Annotated in this window: 24 protein-coding genes, 1 tRNA gene and 1 rRNA gene; 6 read left to right on the top strand and 20 right to left on the bottom strand. The window is 49.6% G+C overall.

Annotated elements, in window-relative coordinates; translation table 11 throughout:
• Positions 1–4: 4 nt before the first annotated feature.
• Positions 5–1,345, top strand: a complete 1,341-nt coding sequence (locus EFO84_RS00130; RefSeq protein WP_164742339.1) for a S41 family peptidase — start codon at positions 5–7, stop codon at positions 1,343–1,345.
• Here the strand turns inward: EFO84_RS00130 and EFO84_RS00125 are convergent.
• From EFO84_RS00125 to serB, 5 genes are read right to left on the bottom strand one after another with little or no spacing between them, the layout of a single operon-like run.
• On the bottom strand, positions 1,342–2,091 hold the full coding sequence (locus EFO84_RS00125; RefSeq protein WP_127346040.1) for an ABC transporter ATP-binding protein: 750 nt from the start codon (positions 2,089–2,091) through the stop codon (positions 1,342–1,344). The genes EFO84_RS00130 and EFO84_RS00125 overlap by 4 nt on opposite strands.
• Complete coding sequence (locus EFO84_RS00120; RefSeq protein WP_164742338.1) at positions 2,088–3,041, bottom strand: FecCD family ABC transporter permease; 954 nt, start codon at positions 3,039–3,041, stop codon at positions 2,088–2,090. The genes EFO84_RS00125 and EFO84_RS00120 overlap by 4 nt, the downstream gene beginning before the upstream one ends.
• Entirely contained in the window at positions 3,031–3,777 is a 747-nt protein-coding gene (locus EFO84_RS00115; RefSeq protein ID WP_127346038.1) for an ABC transporter substrate-binding protein, read from the bottom strand. Before EFO84_RS00115 ends, EFO84_RS00120 begins: the two co-directional genes overlap by 11 nt.
• Positions 3,774–5,138 (bottom strand): DNA repair protein RadA, encoded by a 1,365-nt coding sequence (gene radA, locus EFO84_RS00110; protein ID WP_127346037.1) that lies wholly within the window; start codon positions 5,136–5,138, stop codon positions 3,774–3,776. Before radA ends, EFO84_RS00115 begins: the two co-directional genes overlap by 4 nt.
• A complete protein-coding gene (gene serB, locus EFO84_RS00105; RefSeq protein ID WP_127346036.1) occupies positions 5,126–5,791 on the bottom strand; it encodes a phosphoserine phosphatase SerB in 666 nt (221 codons plus the stop codon). Before serB ends, radA begins: the two co-directional genes overlap by 13 nt.
• A 42-nt stretch (positions 5,792–5,833) precedes the next feature.
• Here serB and EFO84_RS00100 point away from each other — a divergent pair, with 42 nt between their 5' ends.
• Positions 5,834–6,421 carry an AhpA/YtjB family protein gene (locus EFO84_RS00100; protein ID WP_127346035.1) on the top strand — a complete coding sequence of 196 codons (588 nt, stop codon included), beginning with the start codon at positions 5,834–5,836 and terminating at the stop codon, positions 6,419–6,421.
• Here the strand turns inward: EFO84_RS00100 and EFO84_RS00095 are convergent.
• The 11 genes from EFO84_RS00095 to EFO84_RS00045 all read right to left on the bottom strand — a co-directional run bounded on the left by EFO84_RS00095 (position 6,382) and on the right by EFO84_RS00045 (position 16,549).
• Entirely contained in the window at positions 6,382–7,170 is a 789-nt protein-coding gene (locus tag EFO84_RS00095; RefSeq protein ID WP_127346034.1) for a TatD family hydrolase, read from the bottom strand. The genes EFO84_RS00100 and EFO84_RS00095 overlap by 40 nt on opposite strands.
• A 4-nt stretch (positions 7,171–7,174) precedes the next feature.
• On the bottom strand, positions 7,175–8,770 hold the full coding sequence (prfC, locus tag EFO84_RS00090) for a peptide chain release factor 3 (protein WP_127346033.1): 1,596 nt from the start codon (positions 8,768–8,770) through the stop codon (positions 7,175–7,177).
• A gap of 109 nt (positions 8,771–8,879) precedes the next feature.
• Positions 8,880–9,521 carry an SCO family protein gene (locus tag EFO84_RS00085; RefSeq protein WP_127346032.1) on the bottom strand — a complete coding sequence of 214 codons (642 nt, stop codon included), beginning with the start codon at positions 9,519–9,521 and terminating at the stop codon, positions 8,880–8,882.
• 6 nt (positions 9,522–9,527) lie between these two features.
• Complete coding sequence (locus EFO84_RS00080) at positions 9,528–10,247, bottom strand: formylglycine-generating enzyme family protein (RefSeq protein ID WP_240642608.1); 720 nt, start codon at positions 10,245–10,247, stop codon at positions 9,528–9,530.
• 34 nt (positions 10,248–10,281) lie between these two features.
• The gene (locus EFO84_RS00075; RefSeq protein ID WP_127346030.1) at positions 10,282–11,433 is read right to left on the bottom strand and encodes a multicopper oxidase domain-containing protein; all 1,152 of its coding nucleotides are present in this window, start codon (positions 11,431–11,433) and stop codon (positions 10,282–10,284) included.
• 31 nt (positions 11,434–11,464) lie between these two features.
• On the bottom strand, positions 11,465–11,860 hold the full coding sequence (locus EFO84_RS00070) for a c-type cytochrome (protein ID WP_240642607.1): 396 nt from the start codon (positions 11,858–11,860) through the stop codon (positions 11,465–11,467).
• 179 nt (positions 11,861–12,039) lie between these two features.
• On the bottom strand, positions 12,040–12,744 hold the full coding sequence (deoD, locus tag EFO84_RS00065) for a purine-nucleoside phosphorylase (RefSeq protein ID WP_127346029.1): 705 nt from the start codon (positions 12,742–12,744) through the stop codon (positions 12,040–12,042).
• A 2-nt stretch (positions 12,745–12,746) separates the two neighbouring features.
• The gene (locus EFO84_RS00060) at positions 12,747–13,973 is read right to left on the bottom strand and encodes a phosphopentomutase (protein WP_127346028.1); all 1,227 of its coding nucleotides are present in this window, start codon (positions 13,971–13,973) and stop codon (positions 12,747–12,749) included.
• Positions 13,974–14,011: 38 nt separating this feature from the next.
• On the bottom strand, positions 14,012–15,337 hold the full coding sequence (gene deoA / locus EFO84_RS00055; RefSeq protein ID WP_127346027.1) for a thymidine phosphorylase: 1,326 nt from the start codon (positions 15,335–15,337) through the stop codon (positions 14,012–14,014).
• On the bottom strand, positions 15,338–16,102 hold the full coding sequence (gene deoC, locus EFO84_RS00050; RefSeq protein WP_127346026.1) for a deoxyribose-phosphate aldolase: 765 nt from the start codon (positions 16,100–16,102) through the stop codon (positions 15,338–15,340).
• Between the two features lie 3 nt (positions 16,103–16,105).
• Entirely contained in the window at positions 16,106–16,549 is a 444-nt protein-coding gene (locus tag EFO84_RS00045; RefSeq protein ID WP_127346025.1) for a cytidine deaminase, read from the bottom strand.
• Between the two features lie 190 nt (positions 16,550–16,739).
• Between EFO84_RS00045 and EFO84_RS00040 the strand changes: the two genes are divergently transcribed.
• On the top strand, positions 16,740–16,952 hold the full coding sequence (locus EFO84_RS00040) for a YgaP family membrane protein (RefSeq protein WP_127346024.1): 213 nt from the start codon (positions 16,740–16,742) through the stop codon (positions 16,950–16,952).
• 17 nt (positions 16,953–16,969) lie between these two features.
• Positions 16,970–17,281 carry an ArsR/SmtB family transcription factor gene (locus EFO84_RS00035; protein WP_127346023.1) on the top strand — a complete coding sequence of 104 codons (312 nt, stop codon included), beginning with the start codon at positions 16,970–16,972 and terminating at the stop codon, positions 17,279–17,281.
• Here EFO84_RS00035 and rimI read toward each other — a convergent pair.
• The 3 genes from rimI to EFO84_RS00020 all read right to left on the bottom strand — a co-directional run bounded on the left by rimI (position 17,278) and on the right by EFO84_RS00020 (position 18,189).
• Complete coding sequence (gene rimI / locus EFO84_RS00030; protein WP_127346022.1) at positions 17,278–17,727, bottom strand: ribosomal protein S18-alanine N-acetyltransferase; 450 nt, start codon at positions 17,725–17,727, stop codon at positions 17,278–17,280. The two genes, EFO84_RS00035 and rimI, sit on opposite strands and share 4 nt — an antisense overlap.
• Entirely contained in the window at positions 17,694–18,071 is a 378-nt protein-coding gene (locus EFO84_RS00025; RefSeq protein ID WP_127346021.1) for a hypothetical protein, read from the bottom strand. The genes rimI and EFO84_RS00025 overlap by 34 nt, the downstream gene beginning before the upstream one ends.
• A 41-nt stretch (positions 18,072–18,112) precedes the next feature.
• Positions 18,113–18,189, bottom strand: a tRNA-Trp gene (locus EFO84_RS00020).
• A gap of 142 nt (positions 18,190–18,331) precedes the next feature.
• On the opposite strand from EFO84_RS00020, the gene EFO84_RS00015 reads away from it, so the two are divergent.
• Both EFO84_RS00015 and EFO84_RS00010 read left to right on the top strand, forming a co-directional pair.
• Positions 18,332–20,119, top strand: coding sequence for an autotransporter assembly complex protein TamA (locus EFO84_RS00015; protein WP_127346020.1), 1,788 nt, complete (start codon positions 18,332–18,334; stop codon positions 20,117–20,119).
• Positions 20,116–23,565: a translocation/assembly module TamB domain-containing protein gene (locus EFO84_RS00010; protein WP_127346019.1), complete on the top strand. Its 3,450-nt coding sequence runs from the start codon at positions 20,116–20,118 to the stop codon at positions 23,563–23,565. Before EFO84_RS00015 ends, EFO84_RS00010 begins: the two co-directional genes overlap by 4 nt.
• A gap of 48 nt (positions 23,566–23,613) precedes the next feature.
• Here the strand turns inward: EFO84_RS00010 and rrf are convergent.
• A 5S ribosomal RNA gene (rrf, locus tag EFO84_RS00005) occupies positions 23,614–23,729 on the bottom strand.
• Positions 23,730–23,749 lie beyond the last annotated feature (20 nt).

The raw sequence follows: 23,749 nt of genomic DNA, 5'->3' as shown, positions 1-23,749 counted from the left end.
CATCATGGCATCATTCACACGACAACTCAGACGCTTTGGTTTCACGGCATTGGCCTGTGCTGTTCTGGCCAGCTGTGGCGGTGGTGGTAGTTCAGACACTGGGAATAATAACGGTGGCGCCATTGGGGTGTGTTCGATAGCTGATGAAAAGCAACGCTTTCTCACCTACATGCGGGATAATTATTTTTGGTATCGAGACATTCCAACCACGGTCAATTTAGCTGCTTACGCCGATAGTTATGCGTTGCTCGAGGGGATCCGCAGTTATCAAGACCGTTTTAGTTTTCTGCTGACCGAGCAAGAGTACCAAGAACGCTTTGTTAACGCTGAGTTCATTGGTTTTGGCTTCGGTACTCGGGTCGAAAACCAACGGGTATTTATCAACTACGTGTTCGACGAATCGCCGGCCGAACGCGCCGGTATTCGTCGTGGTGATGAGCTGGTAAGCATTAATGGCACAGCGGTCACCACCCTGATTCAACAGGGCACCTATAACACCGCCTTGGGCCCTAATGAAGTGGGTGCCAGTGTCACCCTTGAGTGGCGTAAACCCAATAATGACAACTTCTCTGCGGTGGTCAGTAAAGAGCGTGTCGAAACCAATACGGTACTCGCCACTGAGGTCTTTAGCGTTGACAACAAACAAGTCGGTTATTACGTGTTAAATAGCTTTATCAACCGCACTGGTACCGACTTAAACAGTGCCTATGATCAACTCGTTGGTGTTGATGAGTTGATCATCGATGTACGTTATAACGGCGGCGGCTTAATTCGCTATGCCAACCAAGCCGGCAGCCAAGCTGCTGGGAATAACGTCATTGGTAATATCTTTACCCAATTTATCTATAATGACAAAAATAGCGCCAGCAACGTCACCGAGCTATTTCAACTTTATGATGGCGTGCGCCAGCTAAACCTCCAGCGGGTCTATGTATTAACGACTGCCGCCAGCTGTTCTTCCTCTGAACTTATCATCAATTCACTGGAGCCGTTTGTGGATGTGGTCGTCATTGGCGGACGTACCTGCGGAAAACCGGTTGGTCAGTCACCTCGGCAAATCTGTGACAAACGCACCTTCGTGGTTAACTTTGAAACCGTCAATGCCAACGGTGAAGGTCGTTACTTTAATGGCATTCCAGCCGATTGTCAGGTTGCTGATGTATTGGTGGGTGATTGGGGCGTTAGCAACGACCCGCTATTAGTCGCCACACGCAATCATATCACCACTGGCAGTTGCCAAGCAGTAGGCACGCAGCATGATGATATCAGTGCACGGATATTACAAAGTGATGCAAAACCGCAACGGGTGCCGACCGTTCTTGACCAATGGCAACGCGAATTTTAGGTAACCGGTAGTCGCTTCGCTAATAACGCCACGCCATCGTCATTACATAGCCAGGTGGCCGCAATGCCAAATATTGCGGCCAACCGCGCATCAGTTAACACTTCAGCTGGGCTGCCAAAAGCCGCAACCTGCCCCTCATGTAATAGTACCAGCCGGTCGCAATACTGTGCTGCTAAGGCGAGATCATGCAGTGCAACAATAATCAACTGACCGCGCTGGCTGCGCGCTTTTAAATAGTCCATCAGCTCCAGTTGATGGCCGATATCCAATCCACTGCCCGGTTCATCGAATAAGCCCATTTCGGCCGCGCCCAAACAAGCCCGCGCCACCTGAACTCGGCGCTGTTCGCCACCAGATAACTCCGTGATCGGGCGCGACCACAGTGCGCTGAGGTGAAATTCATCAGCGACTGCTGCTAGCACCTCATCGGCGCTGCGCGGCAACCGTAAGTTGACCAAACCTTGCTGCAACACCTGTGCTACCGTCACAGCTGTTGTGACTGCGGCTGTTTGCGGCAAATAACTGATCAGCTGACGCCGTTGCTCGGCACCTAACTGGCTTACGTCATGCTGTTTGAATCGCACCGCACCACTGGCCAGCGGCAGCAACCCAGCAAGGGCGGCCAATAAGGTTGATTTACCGCTACCGTTAGGACCAATCACGCCAACCAGCTGCGGCTCGGCGATCTGCAGCTGCGTCATGGCAACACGGTCGGCAATGTGGAGCTGATTAATAGCAAGTATCATCGGCTATACCGCTTTAACATAACAATGAGTAGTGGTGCGCCAATAACCGCAGCAACAACACCTAAATGCAGTTCAACTCGGGTTGGTAACCATTTCACTAGGGCGTCAACAATAACCAGTAACAAGCCACCGCTAAATGCACTGCGCCAGATTAACTCACTCGGTCGTTGCGTTCCCAGTAGCCGCATTATATGTGGCGCAATTAAGCCAATAAAACCAATGATACCGGCACTGACCACTGAACCAGCAACCAGTGCGGTCACCGCCAATAACACCAACCACATGGCTTTAGCATAATTGAAGCCAAGGCTCATTAAGGTGTTCTGATCAAAAATATGCGCGCCAATAAAGGCTCTTTGCCACCATAACAAGACCCCACCGAGGGCCACACATGGAGCCAATAACAGTACCTGTGACCAACCACGATTCGCCACCGAACCCATCAGCCACAAGCTTAGTTCCTGGTAGGCGAAAGGGTTTGGTGCCAGATTCAAAATCACCGCCATCAATGCACCAGCAGTTGCTGCAACCGCTACTCCAGCGAGAATCAGATGACTGGCGCTGGGCTGACTGCCGGCAATACTCCATAGCACCAGCAAACTCAGTGCTCCACCGAGGATGCCTACTAGCGGCAGCCAAGCACTCATAGCACCGAGCCAACCAAAATAAAGTGCAAGCGTAATCAGCACTGCAGCTCCGGCCGATACGCCAGTTAATCCGGGTTCAGCCAATGGATTACGAAGTATTATCTGTAAGGTGGCACCAGCGGCTGCCAGTGCACAACCATTCAACCAAGCAAGGATTAGGCGCGGTAACCGGATTTCTAACCAAATTTGTTGTTGTAATGCCGTTGCTGGCCACCATTGATAATCGCCATGCCCCAAACCGAGATAGCCCCATGCCACCAGCAGTAATACCAGCGTATAAGCGCCCAGCCATTTAACGTTCATCGCCACCACCGTGTTCATCACCAAGCAATTGTTGCACATAGGCCACGGCATTGACCGCCGGACAGGAGGCAATATCAGCGCTTATAGTTGTTACAGTTTTGCCTTGCAACCAATGCCGCAACGCTGAGTGATGCAACCAATCTTGACCGCGGGAAAAATGCTGCGAGAAGCCTTCAAAAACCACCCGTTGCGGCGCCAAGCGGAATAGCGCTTCCAAGCGAAGTTGTCCGACATAGCCGCTTTCAATGGGGCTCACCAGCGCTATTGAAAAGTGTCGGAGTAACGCAGATGCCCAGCTATCTTGGGCCCAAGTGTAGTTATTCGGCATAATAATCAGTACGTCAGTTATGCTAGCGGTGAGTTGCTGAAGTTGCTGCTGCTGTTGCTGCAGCCAATGTTGTGCCATCTGCGGCTGTTGTAAAAACTCACCAAGACGGGTTACTTCATGCTGCCATTGCTCATAGGTGTTGGGCTGCTGGAGTACATGCAATGGCGCCACCGGCCTCAAGGCTTGCAACAAACGCTGATCGGTGAAGCTGCCCGCGACAATCAAATCGGGCTGCAAGGTCATCAGCGCCTCTAAGCGATTGCCATGCACGCTGGTCGGAACGACCTGCCAGTCAGTTGGCAGTAACTGCGCTAACCACGCGTCATAGCAGATATTTAATGAGGCTACTCGGGGTGCTGCATGGCTGGTACTGGTGACCAAGAGGATAACCAGTAGCAGCGCTCTCATAATGCCTCTAAAGCCTGCTGTAAGGTTTTTACTGCAGTTACTTGCATACCAGCAATAGTCTCTTTGGGTTTATTGCCATACGGCACAATGGCGCGGCTGAAGCCATGTTTTACCGCTTCATTGAGGCGCGCTAAACCATTTTGCACCGGGCGGATCTCACCCGACAAGCCAACTTCACCAAACACAATCAAGTCACGCGGTAACACCTGTTCTCGGAAACTAGACACAATCGCCAATAACAGTGCCAAATCAGCGCCCGTCTCGGTGACTCGAACGCCACCTACCACGTTAACGAATACATCTTGGTCTGACATATGTAACCCACCGTGACGATGCAGAACGGCGAGCAGCATAGCCAAACGTGTCGCTTCCATACCCACCGCGACGCGGCGTGGGTTGGCCAGTTGGGTACTATCGACTAACGCCTGTAACTCCACGAGGAGCGGGCGCGTTCCTTCCCAAATAACCATCACCACTGAGCCACTACCATGCTGCTCAGGGCGCTGTAAAAAAATCGCCGAAGGGTTACTGACTTCACGCAAACCCTGCCCAGTCATAGCAAACACACCTAACTCGTTGGCAGGGCCAAAGCGGTTCTTGTGGCCACGCAAGGTTCTAAAGCGCGAATCCACCGAGCCCTCCAGCATGATTGAGCAGTCGATACAGTGTTCTAACACTTTTGGCCCAGCCAACGAACCATCTTTAGTGACATGGCCAACCATAAAAATGGCGACATGATGTTGTTTGGCATAGCGGGTTAAAAACGCGGCACTCTCGCGCACTTGGCTGACACTGCCGGGAGCTGATTGAATGTCCGCTAAATGCATCACCTGAATGGAATCGATGACCATTACTTTGGGTTTTTCTTTATCGGCTAACTCACAAATACTCTCGACTGAGGTTTCCGCCAACATGCGCAAGCGGTCTACTGGCAAGCCCAATCGCCGTGCGCGCAGAGCCACCTGCTGTAAACTCTCCTCACCAGTGACATAGAGCGCATTCATCTGGGTGGCGAGCTGACACATCACTTGTAACAGCAAGGTACTTTTACCAGCACCTGGTGAACCACCGATTAATATCGCTGAACCGGGCACAATACCGCCACCAAGAACGCGATCAAATTCGGCATAACCACTACTAAAGCGCGGCACATCGGCCAACTCAACATCCGCCAAGGTTTGTACTTCAGCGCGGGTTATACCAGCAAAGCCGCGGCGCTCAGAAGCCATGGCCGGCCGTGATGAACCCAGGCGCACCTCGGTAATGGTATTCCATGCATTACACTCGCTGCATTGGCCCTGCCAGCGCATAAAGTCAGCGCCGCAGTCATTGCAGACATAGGCGGTTTTTACTTTTGCCATGATGATCCTTGTGCTTCAAAATGTCGCGCGATGGCTGATAAATCGGGCTCGTTGATGACCAGCTGAGCATAGTGTTGTAGCGCCGGTTTAGCGCAAAAAGCTACCCCAAACCCAGCGGCTTGCACCATCGCAATGTCATTGGCACCATCGCCAACCGCAATAGTGTTATGTAATGGAATATGCCACTGCGCGGCAAGCTGCCGCAAATGCAGCGCCTTAGCTTCAGCATCAATAATCGGCGCGATCACCTCACCGGTGAGCTCACCATTGCGGATCTCTAACCGATTAGCAAGCGCATGGTCGAGTTGCAAGAATTGCTGCAGCTGCTCGGCAAACCAGGTAAAACCACCTGAAACCAGTGCCGTGCGCCAACCTCGCTGACGCAACCAAGCCATCAGCTCGGCCGCACCGGGGGTTAATGGTAGTGGGCTGAAAATCTCAGCCAAGCGCTGTTCTTTGACGCCACGTAGTAATGCTACCCGCTGGCGTAGGCTGGCGGCAAAATCTATTTCACCACGCATGGCCGCTGCGGTAATTGCCGCAACTTGCGGCTTGCATTGTGCACGGTCAGCTATCTCATCAATACACTCAATGGTAATGAGCGTTGAATCCATATCAAACACGGCAAGACCCGGTTGTGAAAAATCTATCATTGCCGTTGCTCCCATGTTGGCTCTCGACGTATAGTTGCAGCTATGAAAATAGAATCACACCATGTTATCAGTATCATTCAAGTTGTCTATCGACGGACGCGCCGATTTATCGTTGCGCTGCTGCTGATCCTACTGATTGAACAATTATGGACCAGTATGCAGGCTAACAGCCTAGAAGCATTGCGCCAGCATAGCCATCAGCTACTCCAGTTGACCAGTCAGCAAACGGCGCTATCTGCACGAGCCTTGATGATGAATAACGACCAAGATGGTTTACAGCAATTGGTTGAACAAACCTTGCAGCATCCCTACATTATCTCCGCTAGTATTCGTAATAATTACGGGCAGCTGCTGGTCAGTAGTAGCAGCGAGGGCGAGCAGCCCAATGCTGATCGCGCCAGCACCGTGCTGGTTGAGACTATTATTGATGAGCAACGCAATCTTGGCTTTTTGCAGCTAGTGGTCGATAACACCCGCTTGCTCGAGAGCCCGAATAAAACCCACGCTTACCTTAGTTATTTTGGTCAATTTTTACTGGCATTTGCGGTATTAGCCGGTATTTTTATCGCTATCACCTTCAATCGTTGGCGTTATCGGCTCAGCAATAACCGGCTCGCAAACAACCGATAAGCATTGCTGGTCGTTTGTGCCGCCACCACCGCTTCAGGTTGCTGGGTTAAGTGAGCCAGTTGAGCCAACACCAAGGGCAATTGTGCGGGTTGATTACGCTGCCCCTGAAAGCCCGCCAAAGGCATATCTGGAGCGTCGGTTTCCAACAGCAACGCCGATAACGGCAGCCGTGCAATAGTAGCCCGGGTCTTCTGTGCCCGTACATAGCTAATCAACCCGCCGACACCAATCATAAAGCCTAGATCGAGCCATAACTGAGCCTGTTCGTAGCTACCGCTAAAGGCATGAATAACGCCGGGCTGGTCGGGTAATCGGTTACGATAACGGCGTAAAATAGCAATTAAGTCCGCTTGGCTTTGCCGATGATGAAGAATCAAAGGGCGCTTGAAATGACAGGCTAATTCAATCTGAGCAATCAGTAACTCGGTTTGCTTAGCATAGTCTGGACAGGTTTTATCTAACCCTGTTTCGCCCACCGCCGCAGTTGGGTGTTGCAGCAATTGCTGCTGTAACCAATCGATATCGCTGTGTTGATGCTGCTGAATGAAATAAGGGTGTAGGCCAAAACTGCAAAAAAACTCAAGTTCAGACGATTCTAATGGCGGATGCGTGAGGCTGTGCTGACGACTAACGCCGGGAACCATAATGGCCTGCACACCGGCCGCAGCGGCGGCGCTGATAAGCGCGCTGCGATCCGCTTTAAAATCATCAAAATCAAGATGACAATGCGAATCGAACAGCGCGTTCATTGCGTTAGTGCTCGCGCGTATGGGTGAAGGTAATATCTGGGTAGCGCTCAATGGCCAGATTGAGATTAACCATAGTTGGTGCTATGTAGGTCAAATTATCACCGCCATCAAGAGCTAAGTTGCTCTCCGCCTTGCGCTGAAACTCATCGAGTTTACGCGGGTCCTTGGCACTGACCCAACGCGCGGTAGCTACGTTGATATTTTCGTAAATAGCCTCAACGTTATATTCAGATTTCAAGCGGTGTACCACCACATCAAACTGCAGCACACCCACAGCACCAACAATCAAATCATTGTTGCTAAGCGGCCGAAAGACCTGAACGGCGCCCTCTTCTGAGAGCTGTACTAAGCCCTTCAGTAGCTGCTTTTGTTTCAGCGGATCTTTTAAGCGAATGCGGCGGAACAGTTCTGGGGCAAAATTCGGAATACCGGTGAATTTAAAACTGTCACCGCCGGTAAAAGTATCACCAATTTGAATCGTGCCGTGATTGTGCAGACCAATAATATCGCCCGGAAACGCTTCTTCAACATGTTCACGGTCGCCGGCTAAGAAGGTCAGCGCATCGGCAATACGCACCTCTTTTCCCAGCCGCACTTGGTGCATCTTCATACCTTTTTCATACTGACCCGAAACGATACGCATAAACGCGACACGATCACGGTGCTTGGGATCCATATTGGCTTGAATTTTGAAAATAAAGCCAGAAAAGTTGGGTTGCTCAGCAGTGATTTCGACACCTTGGTCAGTTTCCCGCGGTAATGGTGATGGCGCCCAGTCCACCAGACCATCAAGCATATGGTCAACGCCAAAATTACCCAATGCAGTACCGAAAAATACCGGCGTTAAATCACCGGATAAGAATAACTCACGATCAAAGTCATTGGAGGCGCCCTGAACTAATTCAATTTGCCCGCGTAATTCATCGGCGTAGTGGCCAAGGCGCTGATCCAGCAACGGATTGTTTAAGCCGTCAATGACATCGACCTCTTGAATACGATGGCCCTGCCCTGATTTGTAGAAAATCACTTGGTCTTTGAGTAAATGATAGACACCTTTAAAGTTCTTACCCGAGCCGATTGGCCAAGTAATAGGCGCGCACATGATCTTGAGGACATTCTCAACTTCATCGAGCAATTCGATGGGATCACGAATATCGCGATCTAATTTATTCATAAAGGTGATAATGGGGGTGTCACGTAAACGTGTGACCTCCATCAATTTAATGGTTCGATCTTCAACACCTTTGGCGCCATCAATCACCATCAAGCAGGAATCAACCGCAGTCAAGGTGCGATAGGTGTCCTCAGAGAAATCTTCGTGGCCCGGGGTATCCAATAAGTTAACCAAGGCATTGCGATAGGGGAACTGCATCACCGAGGTGGTGACCGAAATACCACGTTCCTTTTCCATTTCCATCCAATCAGATTTAGCATGCTGCCCCGACTTTTTACCCTTGACGGTACCGGCCTTTTGCAAAATTTGTCCATGCAATAGCACTTTTTCCGTGATGGTGGTTTTACCGGCATCCGGGTGCGAGATGATCGCAAAGGTGCGACGTTTGGCCACTTCCTTTGCAATTGATTTAGTCAGTTCTGACATGCGTGGACTCTTTTTACCTAGAAGAACAGAATTGAATACAAAAGTGCCGCGAATTCTAACCGAATTCGCGGCACTTTTGTATGATTAACTCAATTCTGACTAAGGCCAATTAGTGATGCAGCAAATGATTATCATCAATCACCTTAATTAGCGCCGCTACTGCGTCTTCTACAGGGCGATTCAGCCCTTCGATGCGCTGTACAATGCGCCCTCGTGTATCAAGCACGGTAACGAGATTGCTGTGATCAAAATCACCGTCTGAACGCTTGCGATAGCGCACTCCTAATAAGGTTGCCAGTGCTCGAATGGTGTTGTCATCACCGTGCAAAAATGTCCAGACATCATCACCAAGCCCATATTTATCAGCATATTGGGCCAGCGATACTGGTGTGTCACGGTCTTCATCAAAGCTAACCATAACCAACTTCACATGGGATTGGTATCGTTCGGGCAATGCCTCGAAAACCCGCCGCGCATCATTCACAAGGACTGGGCACGCGGTAGTGCAACTGCCGTAAATCATCGAAATTACAACCGGCTGCCCCTGCAGGTCAGCGAGGGTTAAGGTTTCACCGGTGTGGCTCTGCCATTTACCATCTAAATGATAAATAGAGTCGTCCTGGCTCACTTTTTCAGCACTCAACGTGGTGTGATTGTTGTGATCGTGATGACTATGTTGGCTGTGATCTTGCCCATATGCAGAACCGGATATTAAGCAAATAGCTGCGAATGCCAAATTTAATTTGTTCATTGTTCGTTACTCCATATCGTATGCACAACGGAAGCCCAGTGTGCTTGTTGTGCTTTGGGCGCGATAGTTACTACGAGTCTGATAACGGAAAAAAGTCGCATAGCTCGCATCACCATAATCAGTCAGAAACCGCGCACTATCGCCACAAGAGCCAGCCAACAAATCAGTATCATCACCGTTTGTTAGCAGTAACTGAAAATCTTCTACCCATTCGTTTACGCGGTCATGCATATGCATGAGCTGTTCCGCATCATGACCAATTGACTGCTTAGCGTAGGCAGTCGGATTGCTATGGCGACCAAACAGCAACTGTGCATAAGCTTTGTCACTTAGGCCTTGTTGCTGCAAGTAATAATTCGAGGCGTATTCCCACTCGTCGAGTGTTGGTAAACGCCCTCCTTGGGCCGAGCAATATGCCCGCGCGGCAAACCAAGACACTTGAGTAATTGCTGAATCGGCGCGTTTGGCGGGAATGGTGTCTGCGCTTGGCCAATCACTTAAATAATTTCCATCGTGAAATACGGCGGCGATATTATCTCGCCGCCAGTTTTTATTGGCTTGCGTAAACACCAAGTAATCTGCATAAATGACTGGTGTTGGGTCGAGCTTAAATGCTGGCATAACCACTGAATCAACGGATTCATCCAACAATACAGCGGGCTTATATTCGCCGGCTGGAATAATTACCGGATCTGCATTCGCACCAGCTATAACCAATAAACTCATAGCACTCAGCCACTTAGTCATTTTATTGCCTCAATTACTTGATTTTACGAGGGCCTGCGTACAAGGCACCTGCAGCACCACGTTCAGCATCAGCAAATTCATGGTCAACCAACTTGTACACACCTTCTTCTGGCACGATAAACTCTACAGTAGCGCTACTACTCGCGCCCAGCAGCACAGTTTGCATACCATACCAAGTGTTACGTGGGTCACCTTCAGCCCATACCCGGTCAAAAATTGCTCCGATTACGTGGAAGCTTGATGTACCTGATGGACCAGCATTTAAGAAGTGAATACGTACACGGTCACCAGCATTTGATTTCAGCGGATTCTCGCTCAATGCTGATACATGGCCGTTAAATACGACGTGGCTTGGGTCACGTGCCAATGCGGCTGTATGATCGTAAATGAAGCTGTCGTCCATTTCCGCAAGGTACAGTTCTGATTGTACAATAACGAATTCCTGATCAACGTCTTCGTCAGTTGGGTAACCTTCTTTTGGTGATACAACAACAGCACCATATTGACCCATAGCTGTGTGCATCAGCACACTTGAAGTGCCACAGTGGTACATGTAAGTACCTGCGTAGTTGGCAATCCATTCAAACTCAATAGTTTCACCCGGAGCGATAGTAGCCCACTTATCGTTAGCAGCTACGGTACCGCTATGGAAATCCATAGAATGCGGCATTGGCGCTATAACAGGCTCATGTTTTTGCAATTGGTTTTGGGCCACCTGACTGTAGTATGGCGCGGCTCCTTTAAACGGCTTAGTGATCACCACTTCTTCGGTGGAACGATTTTTCATTTTGAAGACTACACGGTCGCCTTCGCGCACGTGAAGTACTGGCCCCGGAACACTGCCACCGAATGTCCATGCGTTGTAGCTAACACCTGGCGCCACCTCTACTTTTTGTGAAAACACGTCCATGCGCACTTCATGCTCTTTATTACCTTCATAATCGAGCTCAGCAAGGTATGGAACCATAGTCACATAGTCACCAACAACGGCTGGACCGTTGTAATCTTCACGGTAAATCCTAGCTTTTGGCATACCGTAAATTTTACCGTCAATTACGTACTCACTGTCATGCTTAAGCGGAACGTTTGCATCAACGATTGCTGGTAAACCGGCAATAGAGACTAATAACGCGCTTGCAACTGCATTTTTAACAAAGTTTTTCATGATGCTTCTCCAGGTAATAACCCATTATTAATTAACGAATCGCTTTAACTTCTTTGGCTGTGAGAGTTTTGCTGCCGCCAGCAAACTTCTCATTCACGTAATTTACAACCGCAGCTATATCGGCATCGCTCATGTATCCCATGGGCGGCATCATGCCGTTGTACTCAGTTCCGCTAACAGTGATTTTGCCTGACTTACCTTTAATGATTGTTTCAGCCATATAGTCAGGCTTATCGGTGATATTTGAATTACCTGAAAGAGGCGGGAATACCCCAGCCATGCCTTGGCCGTTTGCTTGATGACATGCCATGCAATGCTTTTGATAAACCGAAGCACCCATATCTGCCTGAGCGACACCGCTAAACAATGCAAGCGCAGTAGCTACGCTAACAAACATGCCCGATTTAATTTTATTAACTTTAGTCATCTTAATACCCCTATTCGAAGCTTTATTTGATGACTATAGATTAGCGGAAAATAGGGTTTTTAGCGGTGAAATGAGGGGGTATGTAGAGACTACTCCTTTCATGTTATAGCCTCTATTACCGGGGGATAAAGTTTAATTTCGAATTAGATAAAGTTATCCAATAATGTGTTTTTTAACCATTAAATAAGAGCGTTTAGGACCAATTGGACCATATCTCGAAAACCTATTTGGCGTTCACTCGTACTCATGGCCTCACCACGGGCGATATGATCAGAAACAGTAAGCACTGTCAGCGCAGCAACACCATGTTCAGCGGCAACTCCGTACAATCCGGCAGCTTCCATCTCGACACCGAGAATGCCATGCTTGCGCAATAATTCCAGCAGTGATTTATTGTCTTGATAAAAAAGATCAGCCGAGAATACATTACCCACGCGCACGTTGAGATCTGTTTTTTCAGCTTGCTCCACCACTTTTCTTAACAAGCCAAAATCAGCAAGCGCAGCAAAATCGAAGCCATTAAAGCGTTGGCGATTTACGCCCGAGTCTGTACTAGCGCCCTGCGCTAAAATGATATCGTGAAGCTTGATATCCGCTTGTACTGCACCGCAACTACCGACGCGGACAAGTTGCTTGACGCCATAAAAACGCACCAACTCGGTGGCGTAAATTGAGCAAGATGGTATGCCCATACCACTACCCATGACAGACACAGGCACTCCTTTGTAGGTACCCGTAAAGCCCAACATATTGCGTACATTGGTTACTTGCTTGGCATCGGTCAGAAATGAAGTTGCAATAAATTCAGCACGCAGTGGATCGCCTGGTAGCAAACAAATTGGCGCAAATGCATCGTCGGCTGCATGAATGTGCGGTGTTGTCATGATTAAATCGACTCAGTTAGAAAGCTTTTACCATAGTCAAGCGGTTCAAGGTTTAGCCATTGAGCTACTGTTTGACCTATATCCGCGAAGGTTTCTCGTCGTCCCATAGAGCCAGGCTCAATGTTGGCGCCAAAAGCGAGTACTGGCACATATTCGCGAGTGTGATCAGTGCCTGGCCAGGTCGGATCACAGCCATGGTCGGCGGTCAGTATCAACATATCATCAGCTTGCATAGCGGCCTTGAGTTGTGGCAGTAGTTGATCAAATAACTCTAACGCCGCAGCATAACCGCTCACATCGCGGCGATGTCCGTAGTCACTATCAAAATCGACTAAATTGGTAAATATAATACTGTTGTCGGGTGCTTCTTTTAGCTGCGTTAAGGTTAACTCTACTAACCCGGGTATACCTGTTGCTTTTAACTGTTTAGTGATGCCTTGATGGGCAAAAATATCGGCAATCTTGCCAATACTAATAACTTCACCTCCAGCTTCGACAAGTTTATCTAAAACCGTCGGTGCCGGCGGTTTAACTGCATAATCGCGGCGATTTCCTGTGCGCTTAAAAGAGCCTGCATCGGTACCGCTAAATGGACGAGCTATGACGCGCCCTATATTGTATGGGTCAAGCAATTCACGCACGATTTCGCACAGGTGGTACAAGCGCTCAAGCCCAAAGCTTTGCTCATGGCAAGCTATCTGAAATACTGAGTCGGCCGATGTATAGAAAATTGGCTTACCGGTGCGGATATGTTCTTCACCCAGTTCGGCAATGATGGTGGTTCCTGATGCATGACAATTACCCAGGTAGCCGGGTAGATTGGCCTTTGCAACAATCGCATCAAGTAAAGTATCTGGAAATGAATTCTGTGGCTCAAGAAAATAACCCCAGTCAAATAACACCGGTACACCCGCCATTTCCCAGTGGCCAGACGGGGTATCTTTGCCCGACGATAATTCTTGCGCCCAGCCAAAACGACCGCTTAATTCCGCCGCCGGCTGGATACCTATAGGGTATTCATTGGTTGCACCATAATAGGCTTCAGCCAAACCGAATTGGATCAAGTTCGGTATAAACAATGGCCCTGTTCGACCCACTTCTGCACGCCCTTCGGCAGCTTCCTGGGCGATATGACCAAAGGTATCGGCACCAACATCACCAAATTTTTCGGCATCGGCTGCGGCACCAATACCAAACGAATCTAACACTACAATAATGACTCGTGCCATAACCCTAGTACCTCACTCAAAAAAACCTGCTGCACGATCTAATCTAATGCTACTTGTCCATAAATGACCGGACGTTCAGTAGGTTTATGGTCAGCAATCACAAAGCTGCTAAGAAGCTGTTCGGCGGCTTGTTGCCATTGTTCTTCAGTACGCGCATAAATCATTGCCAACGGTGATTGCTCATCCATTTTTGCGCCACAACCCACAACTTGGTCCAAGCCAACACCATAATCTAAGCTATCAGCACTGGTGCGACGACCACCACCTAACGCCACCACCGCCAAGCCTAAAGCTCGGGTGTCGACAGTATTTACATAACCACTGCGCGGGGCAAGAACAGGGCGGACTATAGGTGCCAACGGTAGATGTTTCTGGTAAGCCGTCAACAAATCATTGGGACCATCTAAAGCACTAACCATTTGCGCAAACTTTTCAGCGGCACGGCCACTATCGAGAGCCTGCTCAGCCTGCACACGAGCGCCGCCTACAGAGCTGGCTAAACCGCTTCGATAGAGCATTTCTGCGGCTAAGCTTATGGTCACTTCGCGCAACCGTGGCGCTTGCTGGTGGCCACATAAAAACCGAATAGCTTCATGAACTTCAATGGAATTACCGGCAGAATAGGCAAGTACCTCATTCATGTCAGTAAGCAGCGCTGAAGTCTTCAACCCAGAACCATTAGCGACAGTAACGAGACTCTGTGCTAATTCAATGGCTTGTTGATGCTCAGTCATCATGGCGCCGTTGCCAGTTTTAACGTCAAGCACGAGCGCATCCAAACCAGCGGCGAGCTTTTTCGAAAGTATTGAGGCAGTAATTAACGGAATCGATTCAACCGTTGCGGTGATGTCACGGGTGGCATAAAAACGCGAATCGGCAGGTGCGAGACGCCCAGTTTGACCAATAATCGCCACTCCTACTTGCTTCACCACGCGTTGAAACAACTCATTGGAGGGTTTGGCTTTATAGCCTGGAATCGCTTCAAACTTATCCAAGGTACCACCGGTGTGGCCCAAACCACGCCCTGAAATCATCGGTACATAACCACCACACGCAGCAACAATAGGGCCAAGCATCAGGCTAACCACATCGCCGACACCGCCGGTAGAATGTTTGTCCACCACCGGACCATCTAAATCAAGGCCACGCCAATCCATGACATCACCAGAGTCACGCATCGCCAGCGTCAAAGCTACGCGCTCATCGGCACTCATACCTTGAAAAAATACGGCCATGGCGAAAGCCGAAATCTGGCTCTCTGTAATACTATTGTCGGTAATGCCGGCGACAAAAAAGTCGATTTGCTGCTTGGTTAAACTGCGACCGTCACGCTTGGCACGAATAATCTCTTGCGGTAGAAACATTTAATATCCTTGTAGCGGGGCTTGCTGCTGCCCACTGAGTTCAGCGATCACTTGCTGTAATAAGCCGCTAGCACCAAAACGAAAATGCGCGGCGGTTACCCACGACGGCCCCATGATCTGTTCTGCGAGCTGAAGATAACGACTGGCATCGGCCACTGTACGCACTCCGCCAGCAGCTTTAAATCCAACTGCAGCACCGCTATCACGAATAACCTTCAACATCACTTCGGCGGCTTCTAGGGTGGCGTTGACTGCCACTTTACCGGTGGATGTTTTGATGAAGTCAGCCCCATGTTCGATAGCAATGATACTAGCTTTGGCAATCAAATCAGTGCTTTGTAGTACCCCTGATTCAATAATCACTTTGAGCTTAATGTCTGGCCCACAGGCTTGTTTACAGTGTTGCACCAACATCGCCCCACAATGTTCATCGCCGCGCTGTAAGGCCTGATACGGGAACACTACATCGACTTCATCGGCTCCCGCAGCCACTGCTCGGGTGGTTTCCGCAACAGCACGGTCGATATCGGTGCTACCGCTCGGAAAATTTGTCACGGTAGCAATTTTGACCCTGTTGAGCCCCAGCCGATCAAGTTCTAAGCGTGCCCACGTGATCCACTCGGGATAGACACAGAGCGCTGCAGGAGCGCCGAACGGCGTCAGTGCCTGCTGACACAGTTGACTGATAGTTTGCCGATCATCGCTGTTGTTGAGCGACGTAAGATCCATGCAGGTCAGCGCTAACAATGCTGCATTCGTTACCATTGTTTACCCTTCTAGCTTGGCGCGGAGCGAACCACCAGGTTGAAAACTAAAGGCATCTGGGAGTAAATCTTGCACTTGCCAATGCCGTTGATCAGCATCACTGAACGATAACACCGGGGCATCCGCAGCAAAAAATTCAGCGATAACTTGCCGACAGGCGCCGCACGGCGCATAGGCTGGTTGACTGGGAGTGTAAATCACCACACCAGCAAACTGATCGGCACTGACGCCAGCGGCTATAGCAGCAAATATAGCGGTACGCTCAGCACAATTGGTCAAACCATAGGAGGCGTTTTCAACATTACAGCCGCTAAACTGGCGACCATCTTTTAATAACACCACAGCGCCAACTGGAAATTGACTATAGGGGGCGTAAGCGTGTTGACTCACCGCTTGTGCGGTGGATTTGAGTTGCGCCAAGCGCTCAGTGAGTTGTTCGTTGTTCATAGCTTTCGATACGTTGTGTATGGTCGTTTAGCTTACTCTTTTGTGTCGCGCAAGCCAACTAATCAGGGATGTTCAGAATTATTGACAGTTATTTTAGCAAAATACGAAACACTACTTTACCGCGCTCACATGATGACTTATATTTCGTATTGTTCTAAATTACATATCAATAACTGTCGAGGAGACCATTATGAGTGTTGAACGCGCTTTAACTGCCTTTGCTGGCTTCATGATTTTGCTCTCACTAGCTTTAACACAGTGGGTTCACCCTAATTTTATATGGTTCACAGCCTTTATCGGTGCTAATCTGTTTCAGCAATCATTCACTGGCTTCTGTCCTGCCAGCATGATCCTAAAGCACCTATTTAAGCTCAAAACTGAACGTGAGCTCGCGGCCCAATAAATCGATTGAGACGACCTATGTATAATGCTCTAGCCATTGCCGAAATGCCACCAGCTGACGCCGCTCGCGCGGCAACATTTCTGCGCTCATTGGCCAATGAGCATCGCTTACAGATTCTTTGTCATCTGACTGCTGGCGAAAAAAGTGTCGGCGAACTCAACCAGTATTTTCCGTTGAGTGCGTCGGCCTTTTCACAACATCTCGCGGTGTTGCGTGAACAAGGCTTGGTTAAGTTTCGCAAAGAAGCACAAACTATCTTCTACTCTATTGCTGATCCCGACACCTTGAGTTTCGTGCGTTTACTTAAAGACAAGTTTTGCCCCGATTAAGCCGACCACTGCATTACTAAAGCATCTTCACGGCCATGCTCGGGTAGCGCGTAATAGTCTTTGCGACGCCCCACAACAACAAAGCCACTGCGTTGATAAAGCCGTTGCGCAGCAAGGTTCGACACTCTCACTTCCAAGATGATTTCGGCCTGATGGTGCCGCGCACACTGTTGAATGTGAGCGACTAACTGCTGACCTATGCCTTGGCGCTGGGCACTTGGTTTGGTGACAATATTCATGATGGTCCAGCTACCTGGCACCGTCTGCACCAGAGCAAACCCTAATAGCTCATCGGCAGCAGACCAATACCCAAAGTTGCGATAGCCTTCGGTAAAGCATGATTGCAAAATCGCTTCTGTCCAGGGCAGGTGATGAGCCGCTTGCTCAAGCACGGCCACCTCAGGGTGCCAAGCTAGATTGCTAATGATTGGCTGACTTGCTGCCATAAGGATTGTTTCAGATGAGCGAGCTGATGTTTTTCCGTGGCATGAGCACGAAGATCTAAAACGTGCGCAGCGGGCCAACTTGAAACCGTCGAAGCTGATACTTCAGCGAGGGTTTCTTTGCCGTGCTCACTGAGATCTGCAAGTGCCGCGAGCACATCAGCATGCCAACTTGGTTGCTTCTGATCAAAGCGACTAGCCGTTATCAACACCCAGCTGCCGAGACGATAATAAAAGTTATGAACCGTGCCATCGCTACGCTGGGCCGTTTGCCACACGCGCAAACCCAACATGGTCAGTGCCTGCTGCTGATAATCATTGAATAGTGGTGATTTTTGCGTTGTCATATCACTAGCTTAGCCGATACCGGCGCCAATGAAAATAGAAGTGGCAGGGGCGGAGGGATTCGAACCCCCAACCATCGGTTTTGGAGACCGCTGTTCTACCAATTGGAACTACGCCCCTGCAGCAGAGTCCGAATTATACTGTGCGATGTCTGACTAGCAAGTATTTTTGCTGATAATCGAATCAGTTGCAGATTTTTTGTCCGAACCATTGAGAATGGCGGTGATATACTCAGGGTCATGCTGAATAAATTAAGAGTTTCATGTTTAAATTCTTGTCATGCGCACTAATCATTTGGATCTGCCTGACTGCCTTACCAGCGGCCGCGCAGGACCCTGCCCGCTCACCGACTACCGAACAAACACGAGTCGCGGTCAGTGTCAGTGGTGTCAATGACGAACTGGCCAGCACAATTCGTAGCTACTTACGCATTTACGAGCTTGATGGCGAATTGGCGCCGGCACCCTTCCGCCTGCGTTTTCTGCTCAATCGCGGTGAACAGCAGATCAGTGAAGCGCTGGCTCCCTTTGGTTACTATCGCCCGACTATTGTGAGCTCAATGGAGCTCGATGGCGATACCTGGCGCGTTCACTATGATGTCGATATCGGCGAGCAGGTGCGTATTGGTCAGCTCGATATCCAAATGCTCGGCGATGCCACAGACGATCAAGCATTTGCTGAATTACTTGCCCAACAGCCGCTTCGTGAAGGTGCGGTATTTAGTCATAGCGATTATGAAGGGCTGAAATCGCAACTCCGTAGTCTGGCTGCAGAACGCGGTTATCATGATGCACAATTTACCCAACAACGAGTAAATATCGAGCTAAGCGATTTAACCGCGCAGGTGATCTTGCATTTTCAAGCGGGTACTCGGTACCGCTTTGGCAACCTGGCATTTTGTTGCACTGAACTCGATGAAAGCTTGTTACAGCGGTTTCCAGCATTTGCCGAAAATGATTTTTTTAATACTCGCCAGCTGCTTGATTTACAGGTGGCGCTGGCAGGCAGTGATTACTTCAGCTCGATCGAAATTGCGCCGCGCTGGCAGGATCTCGACCCGGTTACACAACAAGTACCAGTTGATGTGTCACTAACACCGAACAAGCGTGACCGCTACCAAGTCGGGTTAGGTTTTGGTACCGATACCGGTGCGCGCGCAACACTGGGTTTTGACCGACGTTGGTTAAATGGCCAAGGGCACCAACTGAAAAGTTTGCTGCGTTTATCACAATTACAAAATACGGGCTTGGTCAGTTACAACGTACCCGGCAGCAATCCGGCTAAGGACCTCTACAGCTTCACGGCCGAGGTCAACGAGCGTAATTTCAATCAACAAAACACCACGCTCTATCGTATTACCGCACGGGATATTCGCCACTACGACAAATGGCAGCGCAGCTGGCAACTGGGCTGGCAACGTGAAGACTTCTCCTTCGGCGATGAGCCGACACAAAGCTCGAACTTTCTGGTGCCATCGGCTGAGTTCAGTTTTATTGAGAGCCAATCAGCGCAGCAAAATCGTAACCTAATTGATGACGGATATCGCGTCAGCATTCACCTTCAAGGTGCATCTGACAGTATTTATGCCGAGACCTCATTCGTTTCAGCACGTATCAACGCTAAATGGGTGCATCAGTTAAATCAACAATGGCGGGTGCTGTTGCGCGGTGAGGTTGGCGGTATGACCGTAGATGATTTCGACAAACTGTCTCCTTCACTGCGATTTTTTGCCGGTGGCGACCATAGCGTGCGTGGCTATGGCTATCAGCAACTCGGCAATACCAATACCGAGGGTGTTGTGATTGGTGGCCAATATATGACCACCGGTAGCGTTGAATTTGATTACTTGTGGCGCGATAACTGGCGCTTGGCAGTATTCAGCGACTTTGGAAATACTGCGCAAACATGGCCGGTATCGGTAAAACAAACAGTTGGTTTTGGTGTGCGTTGGCTATCACCTATTGGACCGGTACGTATTGACCTTGCTAATGCCTTTGATGAGCCCGACAAACCATGGCGTCTACATTTAACCATAGGCCCTGATTTATGAAAATAATCAAAAGCTTATCATGGTTTATTGTGATGCTCTGCGGGTTAATACCGCTCTTACTTTACGGGTTACTGGCCACCACCACAGGCTCAGCTTGGGTGCTTCAACAAGCGCTGCAGTGGAGTGGCCAAGCGATTACCGTTGGTACAGTATCTGGTGATTTACTCGGTGATATCAGCCTGCACCAGGTGAAGCTTCAGCATGCCAATACCGAGCTTGATATCGACCAGGTGACGTTGAGCTGGCAACCGCTTGAGCTGTTTGAACAGCGAATCACCATCAACACCATTGCTGTCACCGGGTTGCGTGTCAGTATCAGCGAGGTGACCGACGAGCAGACCGGGGTTACTACAACTCCGCCCTTACAACTGCCAGACATAACTATGCCATGGCCAATTACCATCGGCACGTTGACCGCGACCGATAGCCAAATCAATACATCCGAGCAAGTTTTCGCGCTTGCTCAGGCACAACTAGGCGCTTCTTTGACGGGCTCGCGTCTAGCGCTTAGCAAGGTGCAGTTGCGGCATGAATACGCTGAACTTGCGGTGGAGATGCAGCTAGACCTGCAGCAAAGCTATCCGATTGAGCTTAATTTTACGCTGACACCAGCGAGCACCGTCATGACACACGTTCCGCAAGGACAATTACGCGGCACAATTTCCGGCACTATCTCCGGCAAAATTTCCGGCACTCTTGCCGACAATCTCAGCGGTGAAAGCAGCGCTATCGAGCTAGTGGCAGCTATATCGCTGGATGACTACGCAACTGCGGCGACCACCGTCAAGGCAACGCTTACCGATATCCCTAGCATGAGCAACTGGCAGACCGAGGTCACGGTTAGCAATCTACCCATGACGATCGCGGAGCCGTGGCTGGCTAATACACCAGCCATGATGCTCACCAAGGGTACTGTCAATGCTCGCATCACTGCTAATGCTGATGAGATTATGCTGTCAGATATCCATATCAGCGAACTTGGTGATAGTGGTGCGGGCTCGCTGCAACTTGGTGGTCATGCCGTTAACTATATGCGCTATCAGCATCAGCCAGAGCAGGTGCAATTCAAGCTAAATCTTACCGCAGCTGATCTGCCGTTGCCTGAGCAGAATAAGCAATCATCCTTAGGTACCCTCAATGCTGCTGATGTAGCTATCAGCGGTAGCCTCGATCTCTATAGTGTCGCCCTAGGAAGTCATTGGACCCTTATGAGCAATGACGATGTCAGCCTTTCCATGGCCGGCATCGGTACTCAGAATTCATTGGCGTTATCTGAAATTGAGCTAGCTCATGCGACCTTTGATGCGGTACTAACAGCTCAGCTGGGTTGGTTGGGCTCGCCATGGGCGGCTGTCAATATCACTGAATTTGATGGTCAGTTGGAGTTATTTGAACAACGCTATGACTTAATGCTGTCGGGAGGGTTTGGCTTCATTAACGGTGCCATTAGTGCCAACCAAGTTGCTGCTACTGTTAACGGTACTGAACTGACCGCCCATGGTGCCTTGAGCCCAAACAGTACGCTCGCGGTGAATTTGACGGTGCCACAGCTGAATAATTGGGTTGACTCGCCGCACGCCGAGGCGGAACTCGCTGTCACTGCAGGTATTACTGGTGATTACCTAAAACAATTAGCGATTTCAATAGATGCGCTTAAGCTCGTTAGCGAGCCGTTTGGCACTTGGCAGACCGCACAATCGAGTCAACTTGCAGTGTCTTTGGATACCTTTAATATTGCCGGTACCGCCGTTTGCCTTCATGAACAACGCGACCGTAATCCTGCCTCTGTGTGTGTAGATACCGAACTCACTTCGCAAGCGTTCGTGGTTAACCTAGATGCCAAACAATTACCCCTACGATTACTCAACAGACTGCGAGAAAATGACGTAGCAGAGCGTATTTGGGGCAATGTTGATGCCAATGCTGATATTACAATTGCCCGCACTGATGGCAGTATACAGTCGCTGTCTGGAGTATTTCGCTCTGACAATACAGCGATTACCTCGCTAGATGACAATTTAACCTCTCGGCTACGCGAGTGGGAGGTGCGCTGGGACGGTAATCTTGAGCAAATAACCGCCACCGTACAAGCCTTTGTCGAAGATGATATGGGGCAGATCCTGGGGGATATGACCTTAACAGATGTGCTATCCGCTCAGCAATTAGCCGGGTCGCTTGACTTAGCAATTAATGATTTAACCTTACTCCAATGGATACTGCCTGACTTACGTTATGTCGGTGCCAGTGCCATTGCCAATATTGGTATTGCAGGTTCCTTAGCACAACCAACTTTTAGTGGCGCCATCGAACTGATTGCCGATGAAATCGGTTTTGCGCAAAGTGGTTTGCTACTTACCCAAGTACGCGTGGCGCTCGAAGATACACTGGATCAGGCAGGCCTGCTGAGCCTACAAGGGCAAGCCCGCTCTGGTGGTGGGTGGATTAGTCTTGACGGCAGCATCGACTTGGCCAAACGAGAGCTATCGCTCGACATTGATGGTGATACCTTCCGCGCGGTTGAACTGGCTATGGCGAAAGTCGATGTAAGCCCTGATCTCAACATTAAAGTCGCTAATCAGCGCATTGATATCACCGGTACAGTGACGGTGCCCTACGCGCAGATCAATGAACCTGATTTAACCAGCACTGCCACGGTATCGAAAGATGTCCGGCTATTTGTGAATGGCGAGCCGGTTAGCGAGGACGATGATTCGTTGTATCCGATTTACGCGAATATTCGAGTGATTCTATCCGACAACGTTGCCATCAATGCCTATGGTTTTGAAGGGAATGTAAGCGGCAGTATCCGCTTATTAGAAGAGCCAAACCGTGCGCTTCGAGCAACCGGCTCAATTCAAGTCGCTAAAGGTAGTTATGAAATTTATGGCCAAGAGTTGGAGATCCAGCGCGGGGTATTGATATACAACGGTGGCGCTATCGATAATCCGGGGCTCGACCTGCGGGTTGTGCGCTCGGCAGCAAGTATGACAGCGGCAAGCAGTGATCAAATCTCGGTAGGTGCGCAAGTTGGCGGAACGCTACTGGCGCCAGACTTTAGACTGTTCTCGTCACCGACCATGCAAGATGCTGAAATATTGTCGTACTTAGTGTTAGGCCGGCCACCTGGCGGTGGTGGTTCCAATAACTTGCAGCTACAAGCACTATTACTGTTGGGTTCACAAGGTACAGATCTGATCGGTAAACGCTTGCAAGAGAGTTTTGGCCTCGATGAGTTTGGTATTGATTCGACCGCTGACCCACTTGATACGTCGTTTTATATCGGCAAATACTTATCACCAAAACTGTACGTGAAATATGGTGTTGGCCTATTTGAAAATACCAACACCTTTTATATTCGTTATCTACTCACCGATAAACTCATCATCGAGTCGACTACCAGCACCGAAGCACAGGGTGGCGATATTCTCTATACCATTGAAAAATAGCCAAAGAAAAAGCCCCAGCGGTTAGGCTGGGGCTTGTTCGGAATAGGTGCCTGGCGATGTCCTACTCTCGCATGAGGAGACCTCACACTACCATCGGCGCTAATGCGTTTCACGTCTGAGTTCGGAATGGGATCAGGTGGTTCCACATTGCTATGGTCGCCAGGCGAATTGGGTGCTGATGTGC

The sequence above is a fragment of the Pseudidiomarina mangrovi genome (genome assembly GCF_003999375.1).
Taxonomy (GTDB): Bacteria; Pseudomonadota; Gammaproteobacteria; order Enterobacterales; family Alteromonadaceae; genus Pseudidiomarina; species Pseudidiomarina mangrovi.
Note: the sequence above shows the minus strand (reverse complement) of the source record. Positions and strands in the feature narration are given on the sequence as shown.

Coding starts and splice junctions, on each gene's coding strand:
- EFO84_RS00130 (WP_164742339.1), top strand. CDS start 5: ATGGCATCATTCACACGACAACTCAGACGCTTTGGTTTCACGGCATTG.
- EFO84_RS00125 (WP_127346040.1), bottom strand. CDS start 2,091: ATGATACTTGCTATTAATCAGCTCCACATTGCCGACCGTGTTGCCATG.
- EFO84_RS00120 (WP_164742338.1), bottom strand. CDS start 3,041: ATGAACGTTAAATGGCTGGGCGCTTATACGCTGGTATTACTGCTGGTG.
- EFO84_RS00115 (WP_127346038.1), bottom strand. CDS start 3,777: ATGAGAGCGCTGCTACTGGTTATCCTCTTGGTCACCAGTACCAGCCAT.
- radA (WP_127346037.1), bottom strand. CDS start 5,138: ATGGCAAAAGTAAAAACCGCCTATGTCTGCAATGACTGCGGCGCTGAC.
- serB (WP_127346036.1), bottom strand. CDS start 5,791: ATGATAGATTTTTCACAACCGGGTCTTGCCGTGTTTGATATGGATTCA.
- EFO84_RS00100 (WP_127346035.1), top strand. CDS start 5,834: ATGAAAATAGAATCACACCATGTTATCAGTATCATTCAAGTTGTCTAT.
- EFO84_RS00095 (WP_127346034.1), bottom strand. CDS start 7,170: ATGAACGCGCTGTTCGATTCGCATTGTCATCTTGATTTTGATGATTTT.
- prfC (WP_127346033.1), bottom strand. CDS start 8,770: ATGTCAGAACTGACTAAATCAATTGCAAAGGAAGTGGCCAAACGTCGC.
- EFO84_RS00085 (WP_127346032.1), bottom strand. CDS start 9,521: ATGAACAAATTAAATTTGGCATTCGCAGCTATTTGCTTAATATCCGGT.
- EFO84_RS00080 (WP_240642608.1), bottom strand. CDS start 10,247: ATGAGTTTATTGGTTATAGCTGGTGCGAATGCAGATCCGGTAATTATT.
- EFO84_RS00075 (WP_127346030.1), bottom strand. CDS start 11,433: ATGAAAAACTTTGTTAAAAATGCAGTTGCAAGCGCGTTATTAGTCTCT.
- EFO84_RS00070 (WP_240642607.1), bottom strand. CDS start 11,860: ATGACTAAAGTTAATAAAATTAAATCGGGCATGTTTGTTAGCGTAGCT.
- deoD (WP_127346029.1), bottom strand. CDS start 12,744: ATGACAACACCGCACATTCATGCAGCCGACGATGCATTTGCGCCAATT.
- EFO84_RS00060 (WP_127346028.1), bottom strand. CDS start 13,973: ATGGCACGAGTCATTATTGTAGTGTTAGATTCGTTTGGTATTGGTGCC.
- deoA (WP_127346027.1), bottom strand. CDS start 15,337: ATGTTTCTACCGCAAGAGATTATTCGTGCCAAGCGTGACGGTCGCAGT.
- deoC (WP_127346026.1), bottom strand. CDS start 16,102: ATGGTAACGAATGCAGCATTGTTAGCGCTGACCTGCATGGATCTTACG.
- EFO84_RS00045 (WP_127346025.1), bottom strand. CDS start 16,549: ATGAACAACGAACAACTCACTGAGCGCTTGGCGCAACTCAAATCCACC.
- EFO84_RS00040 (WP_127346024.1), top strand. CDS start 16,740: ATGAGTGTTGAACGCGCTTTAACTGCCTTTGCTGGCTTCATGATTTTG.
- EFO84_RS00035 (WP_127346023.1), top strand. CDS start 16,970: ATGTATAATGCTCTAGCCATTGCCGAAATGCCACCAGCTGACGCCGCT.
- rimI (WP_127346022.1), bottom strand. CDS start 17,727: ATGGCAGCAAGTCAGCCAATCATTAGCAATCTAGCTTGGCACCCTGAG.
- EFO84_RS00025 (WP_127346021.1), bottom strand. CDS start 18,071: ATGACAACGCAAAAATCACCACTATTCAATGATTATCAGCAGCAGGCA.
- EFO84_RS00015 (WP_127346020.1), top strand. CDS start 18,332: ATGTTTAAATTCTTGTCATGCGCACTAATCATTTGGATCTGCCTGACT.
- EFO84_RS00010 (WP_127346019.1), top strand. CDS start 20,116: ATGAAAATAATCAAAAGCTTATCATGGTTTATTGTGATGCTCTGCGGG.